The sequence below is a fragment of the Streptomyces sp. NPDC054757 genome (genome assembly GCF_053612185.1).
Map to the genome: position 1 here is coordinate 259,611 of NZ_JBSHBW010000007.1, position 15,365 is coordinate 274,975.

At 71.3% G+C, this 15,365-nt stretch carries 12 protein-coding genes and 1 pseudogene; 12 read left to right on the top strand and 1 reads right to left on the bottom strand.

The window, feature by feature from the left end; genetic code table 11:
- Positions 1–94: 94 nt before the first annotated feature.
- Positions 95–1,609, top strand: a complete 1,515-nt coding sequence (locus ACWGKJ_RS12910; protein WP_385031322.1) for a cryptochrome/photolyase family protein — start codon at positions 95–97, stop codon at positions 1,607–1,609.
- 107 nt (positions 1,610–1,716) lie between these two features.
- A complete protein-coding gene (locus ACWGKJ_RS12915; RefSeq protein WP_453315726.1) occupies positions 1,717–2,940 on the top strand; it encodes an IS30 family transposase in 1,224 nt (407 codons plus the stop codon).
- 40 nt (positions 2,941–2,980) lie between these two features.
- Here the strand turns inward: ACWGKJ_RS12915 and ACWGKJ_RS12920 are convergent.
- Positions 2,981–3,121 (bottom strand): annotated as a pseudogene (locus tag ACWGKJ_RS12920) (aldo/keto reductase); the annotation flags it as partial.
- A gap of 219 nt (positions 3,122–3,340) precedes the next feature.
- Here ACWGKJ_RS12920 and ACWGKJ_RS12925 point away from each other — a divergent pair.
- The 10 genes from ACWGKJ_RS12925 (at position 3,341) to ACWGKJ_RS12970 (ending at position 15,284) form a co-directional block, all read left to right on the top strand.
- Complete coding sequence (locus tag ACWGKJ_RS12925; RefSeq protein ID WP_385031325.1) at positions 3,341–4,264, top strand: helix-turn-helix transcriptional regulator; 924 nt, start codon at positions 3,341–3,343, stop codon at positions 4,262–4,264.
- Between the two features lie 323 nt (positions 4,265–4,587).
- On the top strand, positions 4,588–5,940 hold the full coding sequence (locus ACWGKJ_RS12930; RefSeq protein WP_385031328.1) for an erythromycin esterase family protein: 1,353 nt from the start codon (positions 4,588–4,590) through the stop codon (positions 5,938–5,940).
- Positions 5,941–6,010: 70 nt separating this feature from the next.
- Positions 6,011–6,664, top strand: coding sequence for a phosphoribosyltransferase (locus ACWGKJ_RS12935; RefSeq protein WP_385031331.1), 654 nt, complete (start codon positions 6,011–6,013; stop codon positions 6,662–6,664).
- 240 nt (positions 6,665–6,904) lie between these two features.
- Positions 6,905–7,498, top strand: a complete 594-nt coding sequence (locus tag ACWGKJ_RS12940) for a Dps family protein (protein ID WP_385031352.1) — start codon at positions 6,905–6,907, stop codon at positions 7,496–7,498.
- Positions 7,499–7,536: 38 nt separating this feature from the next.
- Positions 7,537–7,917 carry a hypothetical protein gene (locus ACWGKJ_RS12945; RefSeq protein WP_385031355.1) on the top strand — a complete coding sequence of 127 codons (381 nt, stop codon included), beginning with the start codon at positions 7,537–7,539 and terminating at the stop codon, positions 7,915–7,917.
- Positions 7,918–8,152: 235 nt separating this feature from the next.
- Positions 8,153–8,767 (top strand): 2Fe-2S iron-sulfur cluster-binding protein, encoded by a 615-nt coding sequence (locus ACWGKJ_RS12950; protein ID WP_385031334.1) that lies wholly within the window; start codon positions 8,153–8,155, stop codon positions 8,765–8,767.
- The gene (locus tag ACWGKJ_RS12955) at positions 8,764–9,753 is read left to right on the top strand and encodes an FAD binding domain-containing protein (protein ID WP_385031337.1); all 990 of its coding nucleotides are present in this window, start codon (positions 8,764–8,766) and stop codon (positions 9,751–9,753) included. The genes ACWGKJ_RS12950 and ACWGKJ_RS12955 overlap by 4 nt, the downstream gene beginning before the upstream one ends.
- 15 nt (positions 9,754–9,768) lie before the next feature.
- Positions 9,769–11,877, top strand: a complete 2,109-nt coding sequence (locus ACWGKJ_RS12960) for a xanthine dehydrogenase family protein molybdopterin-binding subunit (protein ID WP_385031340.1) — start codon at positions 9,769–9,771, stop codon at positions 11,875–11,877.
- 146 nt (positions 11,878–12,023) lie between these two features.
- The gene (locus ACWGKJ_RS12965; protein ID WP_385031343.1) at positions 12,024–12,902 is read left to right on the top strand and encodes an endo alpha-1,4 polygalactosaminidase; all 879 of its coding nucleotides are present in this window, start codon (positions 12,024–12,026) and stop codon (positions 12,900–12,902) included.
- Positions 12,903–13,064: 162 nt separating this feature from the next.
- On the top strand, positions 13,065–15,284 hold the full coding sequence (locus ACWGKJ_RS12970) for an NADP-dependent isocitrate dehydrogenase (protein WP_385031346.1): 2,220 nt from the start codon (positions 13,065–13,067) through the stop codon (positions 15,282–15,284).
- The last annotated feature ends 81 nt before the right edge of the window (positions 15,285–15,365 follow it).

Genomic DNA, 15,365 nt, shown 5'->3' on the forward strand with positions numbered 1-15,365 from the left:
CGGCCCACGCTGTCGTGCGCTTTGATCTGTGCAGAAAGCGGCGCGCTGTGCGGCGCGTGCCGGCCGGCCACAGATCGTCAACGGAGCGTTCGGTATGACGGAGAGAGAGTCCCGCACCCCCCACTGGCTGTTCGGCGATCAGCTCGGCCCCCATTTCCTCGATCCCGCACGGGGCGGCCCGCACCGGGACGCCCCGCTGCTGATGATCGAGGCCCGCAGTGTCCTGCGGCGGCGGCGGTTCCACCGTGCCAAGGCCCATCTGGTGCTCTCGGCGATGCGCCACCGGGCCGCCGAGCTGGGCGACCGGGTGCGGTACATCAAGGCGGACACCTACCGCGAGGGCCTGCGCGAGACCGTCGGAGACGGGCCGGTGACCGTGCACCACCCCACCTCCCACGCGGCTCACGACTTCGTACGGGCGCTGCCCTCCGTACGCGTACTGCCCCCGCGCGGCTTCCTCGTGACGCACGACGAGTTCCGGGAGTGGGCGGACGGCCGTTCCACGAAACGCCTCCGCCAGGAGGACTTCTACCGATGGGTCCGGCAGCGGCACGACCTGCTCATGGAGGGGGACCGGCCGGCCGGGGGCCGCTGGAACCTGGACCACGACAACCGGCAGCCGCCGCCACGCGGCGCCACCGGCCTGGGAGTTCCGGCGCCCTACCGGCCCCGGGAGAGCGACATCGACGCCGAGGTGCGGTCCGACCTCGACCGCTGGTCGCGCGACGGGGACATCGAGTTCGTGGGCGAGGACGCGCCCCGCAGGTTCCCGGCCACCCGCCGGGAGGCGCTCGCCGCCCTGCGCCGCTTCACCGGGCACCGGCTCGCCACGTTCGGCGCGTACGAGGATGCCATGCTCGCCGGGGACACGACGATGAGCCACAGCCTGCTCTCCTCGTCGCTCAACCTCGGCCTGCTCGACCCCGCCGAATGCGTCGAACGGGCCGAGGCGCGGTGGCGGTCGGGCGATGTGCCGCTCAACAGCGCCGAGGGATTCGTACGGCAGATCGCCGGATGGCGCGAGTTCGTCTGGCACGTCTACTGGTACTTCGGCGCGCGGTACCGCGAGAGCAACTCCCTGCGCCACCACGCGCCGCTGCCCGACTGGTTCACGGAGCTCTCCTCCGAAGCGACCGGGGCGAACTGCCTCAGCCACGTCCTGGACCAGGTCCGTACGACGGGCTGGACGCACCACATCCCGCGCCTGATGGTCCTGGGCAGTTTCGCCCTCCAGCGCGGATGGGAGCCCAGGGCCGTCACCGACTGGTTCCACCGCAGCTTCGTCGACGGCTACGACTGGGTCATGGTCCCGAACGTGGTGGGCATGTCGCAGTACGCGGACGGGGGCCGGATGACCACCAAGCCGTACACGTCCGGAGGCGCCTACATCGACCGTATGAGCGACCTCTGCGGTCCCTGCCGGTACAGGCCGTCCGTCCGGGTCGGCGAGGACGCCTGCCCCTTCACGGCCGGGTACTGGAATCTTCTGCACCGCCACCGCGACCGGTTCGAACACAATGCGCGCATGAGCCGGGCGGTGCGTGGGCTGGACCGCCTCTCCGATCTGGAGGAGCTGCTGGAGCAGGAGCGGTCTGACCATGCCCGGTAGACGGCATTTTTCGCCGTTGTCCAGGGTGACGTGCTGCACGGGGAAGCCCCGGCCGTAGGGAGCTTGCGTTCTAGTGGTCGTCGCAACACCCCAGCTCAGGGGATGCGATGGACTTCGAGATCCGGAAGGTCCGAAAGGCTCACGGGCCGATGAAGTTGCGGCGGGAGCGGGAGGAATACTTCCGGCTCGTGCGACAGGGCTATAGCAACAAAGAGGCGTCCCGGCTGGTGGGCGTCAACGAACGGACCGGCCGCGAGTGGCGCAACGGCCGGAGCGATCCGGACAGGTTTCGGGCGCCTGCCCAGCAAGGGCAGGCGCCCGTCGCCATGTCGTCGGGCCGGTATTTGCGCGATGACGAGCGCCTTCACATCGCCGACCGGCTGCGGGAGAAGGCCACGATCCGTGCGATCGCCGCCGAGCTGGGACGCAGCCCGTCCACCGTCAGTCGGGAGATCCGCCGCAACAGCACCACGGATCCCCGTGGTCAGCGGCACTACCGTCCCCACGCGGCCCAGGCCCGTGCCGACGTCCGTCGGCGCCGCCCCAAGGTGGGCAAGATCGCGCAGAACGCCGAGCTGCGGGACTTCATCCAGCATCGCCTGACCCTGCGGTGGAGCCCGGAGCAGATCTGCAACGCTCTGCGTGCACAGTTCCCCGACCGGCCGGAGATGCACGTGGTTCACGAGACGGTCTACCAGGCCCTCTACGTCCAGGGCCGCGGCGAACTACGCCGCGAGGTGGCCCGGGCCCTGCGCTCGGGGCGAGCACGTCGTAGGCCCCAGCGGCAGGCGGCCAGTCGGCAGCCGCGCTTCAGCCACCCGATGGTCATGATCAGCGAACGGCCGGCCGAGGCGGAGGACCGGGCGGTGTCCGGCCACTGGGAAGGCGACCTCATCATCGGGAAGGACAACGGCTCCGCCATCGGTACTCTCGTCGAACGCGCCACCCGCTACGTGATGCTGGTACACCTGCCCGACGGCCGCACCGCCGAGGACATGCGCGACGCGCTCGTGAAGACCGTGCAGAGTCTGCCCTCGCATCTGACGCGCTCGCTGACCTGGGACCAAGGCTCAGAAATGGCAGCCCACCACGCCTTCAGCCTTGCCACCAACGTCCCGGTCTGCTTCTGCGACCCGGCCAGCCCCTGGCAGCGCGGATCGAACGAGAACACCAACGGCCTGCTGCGGCAGTACTTCCCCAAGGGCACCGGCCTGTCCGTCCACAACCACGAACACCTGGCCGCCGTCGCCGCCGAACTCAACGGACGCCCACGCAAAACGCTCGGCTGGGAAACCCCAGCCGAGCGTCTGCATAAACTACTCGCCGCCTAACACAACCGACCACGTGTTGCGACGATCCCTAGAATCCGCCGATTCCCAGCTCCAGCGCACGGTGCACCGTCCTGATCGACTCCGCGTCGTCCGTGCCGGACCCGGTGTAACCATGGGACATCCCCATCGCTCCCAGGCCGATCCGGGAAACCTCCAGGTCACGCAGTTTGATGTAACGCATGTCGTCCTCTTCGCATCGTGGTGTCGCCCCGCGCCTCTACTCCCGCCCGGTCCGGCAGGCCGTGCCTGCGCGGGCCCGTGGGTTGCCGGGTGCCGGCGGCGTCCTGCCCCTTCAGCTTCGCGCCGATGGCGCGGCTGTGGCAGGGCGGGCTCTTCGGGGGTAACGACAGGGCCCCCCTCGGCCCTGCGGACCAGGTCAGGCGCGAGTGAGACTGGAGACATGGCAACGAGGAGCGCGCACAGTGAAGGCGCCGAGCTGGGCCGCTACCTGCGCGCCCGCCGCACCCAGACCAGTCCAGGACACGTCGGCCTCACCGTCGGCGCCGGGGTCCGGCGCACCCCCGGGCTACGCCGTGAGGAGCTGGCCACGCTGGCCGGCATCAGCATCGACTACTACGTACGCCTGGAGCGTGGCAAGGAGACCCGCCCCAGCCCCGCCGTCCTTGATGCCCTCGCCCGGGCCCTGCACATGGACGAGCAGGAACACCAGCACCTGCGCGAGCTGGCCGCCCGTGCCGCGCGCTACATCCCCGAGCCACCGCCCGCGCCCAGCCGCACCGTGCGCCCCCACCTCAAGCTGCTGCTCGATTCCCTGCGCCCGAACCCGGCCTACGTCATCAGCCGCAGCATGGACATGCTCGCCTGGAACCCCGGCGGTCTGGCCCTGTACGCAGGACTGGACGACTGGCCCGTCAAACACCGCAACCTCGCCCGCTACCTGTTCCTGCACCCCGCGGCCCGTGATCTGTTCGGTGACTGGGACCGGCAGATCACCGCATGCGTCGCCCGCCTGCGCGCCATGGCCGGCGCCGCACCCGACGCACCGGACCTCACCAACCTCGTCGGCGAACTGCTCCTGAAGAGCCCCGACTTCGCCGGCCTGTGGGAGCGTTACGAGGTAACCGGGCGCAAGCCCGCCCACAAGACGTTCCAGCACCCGCAGGTCGGCACGGTCACCCTCACCTCGCAGTCCCTGCAGGTGGAAGGCACTCCCGGCCAGCGCATCGGCGTCTACACCGCCGAACCCGGCACCCCCGACCACGACGCCCTGCTCCTGCTGGACATGTCCGCGCCGCAGCCGCCGGAACGCCGCGCGCCGGACTCGGACTCGGACACCACCGGTCGGCAGCTCCGCCGGGACTGACGGGACGCGAGGCTCATTCCGCGGGTTCTGTGGTGGTGCGGTGCAGGCCGTCAGGGTGTCCCGGTCCAGCGAGAGGCAGCTGAAGGGCCTGCTGTGAGGGGGGAAGAATTCTTCCCAGGATGCTTCTTTCCCAGGACACATCCTCCTCCGCACATGCGCCCGCAGTGGTGCAAGCCTGGAATTGCACCGGACTGCACGCGGGAAGGAAAGACAATTCCGTGAACGAGTGCACGTTCGATAAGGCTGAGCGTTGGACTACGGGTCCGGGGCGGCGCGAGACTAGTTCATGGGCCCTGCACGGTGTCGGTGCGAAGGGAACGGCCATGGCCTCCAGTCGGTCGGGGACGAAGACCCGGGTCGAGCGGGTCCGGGAGGGCGCGCAGCCGCTGACCGGCGCCGCCTCGCTGGATCCGCTGCTGGACCGGATCGGTGACGCCCGCTATGTGCTGCTGGGGGAGGCATCCCACGGCAGCACCGACTACTACCGCTGGAGAGCGGCGCTGACGCGTCGGCTGATCGAGGAGAAGGACTTCTCCTTCGTCGCGGTCGAGGGCGACTGGCCCGACTGCCAGGCCGTCCACTCCTCGGTCACGGCGCAGCCGGACGCCCCCGACGACCCGCTCGACGTACTGCTGGAGTTCGGCCGCTGGCCCACCTGGATGTGGGCCAACACCAATGTGCTCCGCTTCGCCCGCTGGCTGCGGGAGTACAACCTCGTTCTGCCGCCCGGCCGTTCACGTGTGGGCTTCTTCGGCCTGGACGTCTACTCCCTGTGGGAGTCGATGGACGCGGTGATCGGATACCTCGACGAACACGCCCCGGACGAGCTGGCGGGCGCGCTGGACGCCTTCCGCTGTTTCGAGCCGTACGGCGGGGACCCGCACTCCTACGCACGCGCCACCCGCTTCGTACCGTCGGGCTGCGAGCGTGAGGTACGCGACCTGCTGGTGCGGCTGCGGCGGGTCACGGCCGGCGCCGAGGCGGCGGGCGGCGGCCTCGCGCAGCTCACCGCACGGCAGAACGCGGAGGTGCTGGCGGGCGCCGAACGGTACTACCGGGCTGTGGCGGGCGGCGGCCCGGAGTCCTGGAACATCCGCGACCACCACATGGCCGGCACTCTGGACCGGCTCATGGAACACCACGGCCCCGACGCGAAGGCCGTGGTGTGGGCGCACAACACCCATGTCGGAGACGCGCGGGCCACCGACATGGCGGGGGCCGGACTGGTCAGCCTCGGCCAGCTCGTCCGGGAGGGCCATGCCGCGGAAGGCGTCGTGCTGGTCGGTTTCGGCTCGTACGACGGGACCGTGGTCGCCGCCGGGCGCTGGGGCGACGACCCGGGCATCCTGCGGGTGCCCCCGGCGCAGCCGGGCAGCGTGGAGGAACTGCTGCACCGCGCGCTCCCCGGCGGCGCGGGGCTCTTCGTGTTCCCGGAAGGTGTCCGCAGTGGAGTGCCGGCCGGTGGCGGCCCCGAGTGGTTCGAGGAGCAGCGGGACCACCGCGCCATCGGAGTGGTCTACCGGCCGGAGGCCGAGAAGCGGGGGAACTACGTCCCCACCGTGCCGGGCGAGCGCTACGACGCCTTCGTCCACCTGGACCGCAGCCAGGCCCTCACCCCGCTCCACGGGGAACTGCCGGGCACCGGCGAGGAGGAGACGTGGCCCACCGGGATGTGACATCGCCGCCGTACGGGCCGTTCCGTACGGCCCGTACGCCGGGAACGGAGTTGTCGGAGAGGAAGGGATCATGCGTTTCCACGACCGGAGCCAAGCCGGGCGGGAGCTCGCCGCCCCGCTCCGCGCAGCAGCGGCCGCCGGCGGTCTGCCCCGGCCCCTGGTGCTGGCGCTTCCACGGGGCGGAGTGCCCGTCGCCGCGGAGATCGCACGGGCCCTGGATGCGCCGCTGGATGTGCTCATCGTCCGGAAGATCGGCCTGCCGGGGCAGCCGGAGAGAGGGGTGGGTGCGATCACCGACGACGATCCGCCGGTGTTCGACAGCGGGGCCCTGCGGTGGCTCGGCCTGAGCGAGGACCGGCTCGCCTCCGAGGTCGCCCGCGAACGCACCGAACTCCACCGCAGGGAGGACCTCTACCGGCAGGGCCGGCCGCCCCCCGCACTTGAGGGGCGGTCCGTGATCGTCGTGGACGACGGCCTCGCCACCGGCGTCACCGCCCGCGCCGCGGTGCGCCATCTGCGCGGCCGCGCACCCGCCCGGCTGCTGCTGGCGGTCCCCGTGGGCGCGGCCGACAGCACCGCGGCCCTGCGCCAGGAGGCCGACGAGGTCATCTGCCTGCACCAGCCCGGAGTCTTCCAGGCGGTCGGAGAGTGGTACGACGTATTCGACCAGGTCCCCGACGGCGAAGTGACCGAGATCATGCGGGACTTCACCGTTCCGTCCTGAGCGAAGCAGGCCGGAGAACGGCCGGCGGGCCCCACTGCCGCCCGCTGCTGTCCCTCGCGCCGTCGCAGCCGGGAGGTCGCCGAGGCAGTCGCCCGGAGAGGTCGGCGCTACAGCCCGGCCGTTGGGCCGGATGGCCGCTTCCCGGCGGGCGACAGCGCGCGCCCGGACCCGGCCGGTGTTCGAATGACGGGGAGCAGCGCCCGATCCGATCCGCGCGGCACCGTCGAAGCCCGCGTGGCGATGAGGAGGTCCCCGGTGAGCAAGAATCCGCCCCCGCCCCAGTACACGGTCCCCGGCATGTCCAGCGCCGACGGCAGCGAGGTCATCAAGCTGCTGCGCGCACGTCTGCACGCACTCAACGATCTCGCTCTCACGCTGAAGCATATTCACTGGAATGTGGTCGGCCCGCACTTCATCGCGGTGCACGAGATGCTCGACCCGCAGGTCGAAGCCGTACGGGACATGACCGACAAGGTCGCCGAGCGCATCTCCACCCTCGGCGGGTCGCCGCCCGGGACGCCGGGTGTCCTGGTCGCCGAACGGTCCTGGGACGACTACAGCGTCGGCCGGGCCGAAGCCATCGAACACCTCGGCGCCCTGGATCTCGTCTACACCAAGCTCATCGAGGACCACCGCGCCGCCGTACGGGCCACCGAAGAGCCCGACCCGGTGACCCAGGACCTGCTCATCGAGAACCTGCGGAGCCTCGAACTGTTCCAGTGGTTCGTCCGCGCCCATCTGGAAAGCGCGGGCGGCAGGCTCAGCACCGCCGGTGCCGGCTCCGAACGGGAGGCCGCCTCGCGGGCGGGCGAGCAGGCTCGCAAGCAGCCCTGACCCCGTACGACAGAAAGGCCGTGCAGGCCGCAGGACGGATGTCGGCGGCCCTGGAGACCACCGAAAGAGCCCGTGGGCACCTCTACGGCTTCCATCAGCTGACCGGCCACGCCGACCTGGGTCTCGACGACGTCGTCGGACTTCTGCGCGACGCCGGCCATCCGGATCTCGCCGACGAGATCAGCAGGGAACTGATCGGACGCAATGTGCTCCCCGGCCGGTGGACCTTCCAGATTGTCGAGGAGTACGACGACGGCTACTACCGCACCTTCCAGCGCCTGGAGGAGAAGGTCAGGGACCGGCTCGCCGGCGGCCGGCGCCATCTGTACGAAGCAGAGATGAAGGAGGACCGCCGCACCCCCGGCCATCCGGCGCACCGCGCGGAACCGGACGGGGCGGCGGACGGCCCCCGGGACTGACAGCGCACGGGCCGGTCCCGGCGGGGGCGGCGGCGCCCAGTGCCGGGCGCCTCCCTCGGACCGAACGGGCCGAATGGACTGAACAGACCGAATGGACTGAACAGACCGAATGGACTGAACAGACCGCACGGACCGACCCGCGACCGTACCCGGAGGCCCCCTCCCGGAGGCCCCCTCCCGGAGGACCCGCCCCAGGAAGCCAGAAGACCCGCCCCAGAAAGGGTGTGCAGGACGGATGCAGCCGAGCAGCGGACCGACCGGGCCGCGAAACCCGTCAGGAAAGGCGCCGTCAGAAAAGGCGCCGTCAGGAAAGGGAGCGTCGGGCAAGCCGCCGACGCGGTCGACGGTGACCCTGCGGATCAACGGGGCGGCCCACACCCTGGACCTGGACCACCGCACTACGCTCCTGGACGCCCTCCGCCAGGAGATCGGGCTCACGGGTGCGAAGAAGGGCTGCGACCACGGGCAGTGCGGCGCGTGCACGGTGCTGGCCGACGGATCCCGCGTCAACAGCTGTCTCCTGCTGGCCGTCGCCCAGCAGGACGTCGGCATCACCACCATCGAGGGGCTCGGCGGCGCCGGAACCCCCCACCCCGTGCAGGAGGCCTTCCTGGACCGGGACGGGTTCCAGTGCGGCTACTGCACCCCGGGCCAGATCTGTTCGGCGGTCGGCGTGCTGGCCGAAGCCGCCGCGGGGCACCCCTCCCACGCCACGGCCGCGGAGGCTCTCGCGGACGAAGGCCCCGCCGAGCTCACCCCGGCCGAGATCCGGGAACGCATGAGCGGCAACCTCTGCCGGTGCGGTGCCTATCCCCGTATCGTCGAAGCCATCGAGGACGTGGTCGTGTGAAGCCGTTCGGCTATGTGAAGGCCCGTACCACCGATGACGCCCTCCACAGCTTCCTCTCGCTGCCCGACGCCCGGTTCATCGGTGGCGGCACCAACCTCGTCGACCTCATGAAACTCGGTGTGGAGACCCCCGCCCACCTCATCGACGTCAGCGGACTGCCCCTCGGCACGGTCGAAGAACTGCCCGGCGGCGGGCTCCGCGTCGGGGCGACCGTACGCAACAGCGATCTCGCCGCCCACCCTGCCGTACGCCGTAACTGGCCGGTGCTCTCGCAGGCGCTGCTGTCGGGCGCCTCGGGCCAGCTCCGCAACGCGGCCACCACCGCAGGGAATCTGCTCCAGCGGACCCGCTGTCCGTACTTCCAGGAGACCGGGCAGCCTTGCAACAAGCGGGAACCGGGGTCCGGTTGCGCCGCCGTCGAAGGGGTCAACCGCGACCACGCCGTCCTCGGCCACTCCGCCCACTGTGTGGCGACGCACCCCTCCGACATGGCGGTGGCCCTGGCGGTCCTCGACGCAGGGATCGAACTCGTCGGCCCCAGCGGCGAACGGACCGTGCCCGTGGCCGACTTCCACCGGCTCCCCGGCGACCGCCCGGAGCAGGACACCGTCATCCGGCCGGGGGAGCTGATCACCTCGGTCGTGATCCCCGGCGCGTCCGGCGGGATGCCCTCCGCGTACCGCAAGGCGCGCGACCGCGCCTCCTACGCCTTCGCCCTGGTCTCCGTCGCCGCCGTTCTGGCAGTCGGCGACGACGGCCTGATCCGGTATGCCCGCCTCGGGTTCGGAGGAGTCGCGCACAAACCCTGGCGCGCCACGACCGCCGAGGCCGTCCTCACCGGAGCGCCGGCCGATGAGAGCACCCTTCTGCGGGCGGCCGACGCCGAACTGGCCCAGGCCGTCCCCCTGTCCGGCAACGCGTTCAAGGTAAGGCTCGCCCGCAATCTGGCCGTCGACACCCTGGCCCGTCTCGCGGACCGCGGCTGAGGAGGAGAGCACCCCGTGAACCAGCACACGTCCACGACCGGCGCCCCCGTGCACCGCCGGGAAGGCCGGGCGAAAGTCACCGGCGCCGCTCCCTACGCCGCCGAGCACTCCCCGCCCGGCCGCGTCCACGCCTGGCCGGTCCCCGCCAGGATCGCCTCCGGCCGGGTCAGCGCCGTGCACACCGGGGACGCGCTGGCACTCCCCGGCACCATCGCCGTACTCACCGCGGACAACGCGCCCCGGCTGGCAGCCACCGACGACCCCACCCTGGACCTCCTCCAGAACGACCGGGTGCCGCACTACGGGTGGTACGTCGCCCTCGCCGTGGCCGAGACCCTGGAAGGGGCGCGTGCCGCAGCACAGGCCGTACGGGTGGAGTACGAGAGCGACCCCCACGATGTGGTGCTGGCGGCCGGCGACCCCGCGATCTACGCGCCGGAGGAAGCCAACGGCGGCTTCCCCGCCGACCGTGAACGCGGCGACTTCGCCGCCGAGTACGCACGGGCGCCCGTCCGGGTCGATGTCTCGTACACCGTCCCCCCGCTCCACAACCACCCGATGGAGCCCCATGCCAGCACCGCGGAGTGGACCGGCGGACATCTGACCGTGCATGACTCCAGCCAGGGCGCGACGGCGGTCCGCCAGGCCCTCGCCACGCTGTTCGCCACCCCGGAGAGCGACATCACCGTCAACTCCCCGCACGTCGGGGGCGGGTTCGGCTCCAAGGGCACCCCGCGCCCCCAGGTGGTGCTGGCCGTCATGGCGGCCAGGCACACCGGGCGCCCCGTGACGCTCTCGCTGCCGCGCCGGCAGATGCCCGCGGTGGTCGGCCACCGTGCCCCCACGCTGCACCGCGTCCGGCTGGGCGCGGAAGACGGCGGCGTGATCACATCGCTGGCCCACGAGGTGATCACCCACACCTCGCGGATCAAGGAGTTCGTGGAGCAGGCCGCCGTCCCCGCGCGGATCATGTACCGCTCACCGCACAGCCTGACGACCCATCGCGTCGCCGCCCTCGACGTCCCCAGCCCCTCCTGGATGCGGGCACCCGGCGAGGCGCCGGGTATGTACGCGCTGGAATCGGCGATGGACGAACTGGCCCTCGCGGCGGGTCTGGACCCGGTGGAGCTGCGGCTGCGGAACGAACCGGACACCGAGCCGGACAGCGGCCTGCCGTTCAGCAGCCGTCACCTCACCGACTGCCTGAAGGAGGGGGCCCGGCGGTTCGGCTGGAGCGGCCGGGACCCCCGCCCCGGTGTCCGGCGGGAAGGCGGGCTCCTGATCGGGACCGGTGTCGCCGCCGCGACCTACCCGGTCCTCGTCTCCCCGTCCGAGGCGACGGCGCACGCGGCGCCGGATGGCACCTTCCTGGTACGGATCAACGCCACCGACATCGGCACGGGAGCCCGCACGGTCCTGGCCCAGATCGCCGCCGGTGTGCTGGGCGTACCGCTGGAACGCGTGGCGGTCGACATCGGCAGCAGCGATCTGCCCAGCGCGTCGCTCGCGGGCGGTTCATCGGGCACCGCGTCCTGGGGCTGGGCGGTCCACCAGGCCTGCACCTCACTCGGGAAGCTGCTCGGTGAACACCCGGGAGCGCTGCCGCCCGACGGCCTGCACGCCGCGGCCGACACCAGCGGGCAGGCCGGGGAGCCGGTGCCCTACGCGCGCCACGCCTTCGGCGCCCACTTCGCCGAGGTGGAGGCGGACCCGGTGTCGGGCGAGGTACGTGTCCGACGGCTGCTGGGGGTGTTCGCGGCCGGACACATCCTCAACTCCCGTACGGCGAGAGCGCAGTTCATCGGCGGCATGGTGATGGGCATCGGGATGGCCCTCACGGAGGGCAGCACCGTCGACCCCGCGTCCGGCGCTTTCGTGGAGAGCGACCTCGCCTCGTACCACGTCCCGGTCTGCGCGGACGTCCGCTCCGTCGAGGCGCACTGGATCGACGAGGAGGACGAGCACCTCAACCCGATGGGCAGCAAGGGAATCGGCGAGATCGGCATCGTCGGTACGGCGGCCGCGGTCGGCAACGCCCTCCATCACGCCATCGGCGTCCGGCTGCGCTCCCTTCCGCTCACCCCGGACAAGGTGCTGGAGGCGATGGACCGCGCACGGTCCTGACGGACTCCGTACCGGGCAGGACAGGAGAGGGCGGGACGGGGGCAGGACAGGACAGGGCAGGACAGGGCAGGACAGGCGGGGTTCGCCGCCGGGGCGGCTCCCATGATCAAATCAGCTTCCCCTGCTCCCACCGCGAAAGCCCCGACGTGCCCTCTCCGTACCACCCCTCGCTGCTCCGCCGCGCCGCCCGTGTCCTCGCCCCGGCGCTGCTCCTCCTCGTGGCCGGCTGTTCCTCCGGTGGCCCCGGCGACGGTGCCACCCCCACCACTGCGGCCTCCACCCGGGACAGCGGCGTTCACAAGCCCCCGGCCCGAGCCTCCTTCGACTATCAGCTGGGCGGCCCGTACCGGCCGCCCGCCGGGGTGCGGGTGGTCTCCCGCGACCGCACGGCCGACCCCGCACCCGGCCTGTACAACATCTGTTACGTCAACGCCTTCCAGTCGCAGCCCGGCAGCGCCATCGGCTGGTGGCAGAAGCACCACCCCGACCTGCTGCTGCGCGACCGGCACGGCAAGCCGGTCGTCGACGAGGACTGGCAGGAGCCCCTCCTCGACATCTCGGGGGCGGCTGAGCGCAAGGCGCTCGCGGACATCGTCGGCCGCTGGATCGACGGCTGCGCCGACGCCGGTTTCGACGCGGTGGAGCCCGACAACCTCGACTCCTACGAGCGCTCGCACGGTCTGCTGACCGAGGACGACGCGGCGTCCTTCGCCCGGCTGCTGGCCGCCCACGCGCACCGGCGGGGTCTCGCCATCGCCCAGAAGAACACCACCGACCTGCTCGGCGAGCGCCACCGTATCGGCTTCGACTTCGCCGTGGTCGAGGAGTGTGGGAGCTTCCAGGAGTGCACCGAGTTCGCCACCGCCTACCAGGGCCGGGCCTTCGACATCGAGTACGGCACCAAGGCCTTCGACCACGCCTGCCGCGCCTGGGGAACGAAACTCTCCATCACCCTGCGTGACCGTGAGGTGACCCCGGCCGGTGAGCAGGGCCATGTGTACCGGCGGTGCGGCTCCTCCCGCTGACGGGCGCCTCCGGGCGGACCGGCGTACGGCCCCGGCGGCCCTGGCGTACGTGCCCCGCCCGCCCGGGGCCCCGGCCGCCGGGGGTGGGGCCCTGTCGAGAGGGGGGCGCTCAGGAGATATCTTGATGTCGAGCAATGTTGCAGACGTGGAGCGGAGCACCCGGTGACTGACTCGACCATCATCTATACACAGACCGACGAGGCCCCGGCCCTGGCGACGTATTCGTTCCTGCCGGTGATCCAGGCGTACGCCTCGACGGCCGGTGTGGCCGTGGAGAGCCGTGACATCTCTCTCGCGGGGCGGATCATCGCCAGTTTCCCCGACCGTCTTGACGAGAGCCTGCGAGTCGAGGACGCACTCGCCGAACTCGGTGAACTGGCCAAGACGCCCGGCGCGAACATCATCAAGCTGCCGAACATCTCGGCGTCCATCCCGCAGCTGAAGGCCGCCATCGCGGAGCTGCAGAAGCTGGGCTACGCGCTTCCGGACTACCCGGACGACCCGCAGACCGACGAGGACAAGGACGTCCGCGCCCGGTACGACAAGGTCAAGGGCAGCGCCGTCAACCCGGTGCTGCGTGAGGGCAACTCGGACCGCCGCGCCCCGGCGTCCGTGAAGAACTACGCCAAGGCCCACCCGCACCGGATGGGTGCCTGGTCGTCCGATTCGAAGACGAACGTCGCCCACATGGACGGCGACGACTTCCGCTCCACCGAGAAGTCGGTCGTCATCGACGAGCCCGGCTCGCTCCGGATCGAGCTCGCGGGGGACGACGGCACCACCACCGTCCTGCGCGAGTCGGTCCCCGTCCTGGCCGGCGAGGTCGTCGACGCCTCGGTGATGCGCGTGGCCGCGCTCCGTGAGTTCTTCACGGCGCAGATCGCCCGCGCCAAGGCCGAGGATGTGCTCTTCTCCGTGCACCTCAAGGCCACCATGATGAAGGTCTCCGACCCGATCATCTTCGGCCATGTGGTCCGCGCCTTCTTCCCGAAGACGTTCGCCGAGCACGGTGCGACGCTCGCCGCCGCCGGGCTGACCCCGAACGACGGCCTCGGCGGCATCCTCAAGGGCCTGGAGTCGCTGCCCGACGGCGCCAAGATCAAGGAGTCCTTCGAGGCCGAGCTGGCCGAAGGCCCCTCGCTGGCGATGGTCGACTCCGACCGCGGCATCACCAACCTGCACGTACCGAGCGATGTCATCGTCGACGCCTCCATGCCCGCCATGATCCGCACCTCCGGCCACATGTGGGGCCCGGACGGCGGCGAGGCCGACACCCTGGCGACCATCCCGGACAGCAGCTACGCCGGGATCTACCAGGTCGTCATCGACGACTGCCGCGCCAACGGCGCCTACGACCCGTCGACGATGGGCTCCGTGCCCAACGTCGGTCTGATGGCGCAGAAGGCCGAGGAGTACGGCAGCCACGACAAGACCTTCGAGATCCCCGTCACCGGCACGGTGCGGGTCCTCGACGGCCAGGGCGACGCCGTCCTGGAGCACGCCGTCAGCGCCGGTGACATCTGGCGCATGTGCCAGACCAAGGACCTGCCGATCCAGGACTGGGTGAAGCTCGCCGTCACCCGGGCCCGCGCGACCGGCACCCCGGCCGTGTTCTGGCTCGACGAGGGCCGCGCGCACGACGCCGCCCTGATCGCCAAGGTCAAGGCGTACCTCCCGGAGCACGACACCGACGGTCTGCAGATCGAGATCATGACCCCGGCGGACGCCATCGCGTTCTCGCTGGAGCGCATCCGCCGTGGCGAGGACACCATCTCCGTCACCGGCAACGTGCTGCGCGACTACCTGACCGACCTGTTCCCCATCCTCGAACTGGGCACCAGCGCGAAGATGCTCTCCGTCGTCCCGCTCATGAACGGCGGCGGCCTCTTCGAGACGGGCGCAGGCGGTTCCGCCCCGAAGCACGTCCAGCAGCTCGTCAAGGAGAACTACCTGCGCTGGGACAGCCTGGGCGAGTTCCTGGCGCTGGCGGTCAGCTTCGAGCACCTCGCGCAGACCACGGGCAACGCGCGCGCCCAGGTCCTCGCCGACACACTGGACCGTGCGACCGGCACGTTCCTCAACGAGGACAAGTCGCCGAGCCGCAAGCTCGGCGGTATCGACAACCGCGGCAGCCACTTCTACCTGGCGCTCTACTGGGCCCGAGAGCTGGCCGCGCAGACCGACGACGCCCAGCTCGCCGAGGCGTTCGCGGCGCTCGCCAAGACGCTCGGTGAGCAGGAGGAGACCATCGTCGGCGAACTGATCGCCGTCCAGGGCTCCCCGGCCGACATCGGCAGCTACTACCAGCCCGACCCGGCGAAGGCCGCGGCCGTCATGCGCCCGTCGGCGACCTTCAACCAGGCGATCGCGACGCTCGGCTGAGGTCCGGCGGACCGTCCGCCCAGCGGCGGCAGGTCCGCCGTCCGCACCCCTGGCCGCCCCGGCCGGCATCACGCCGGCCGG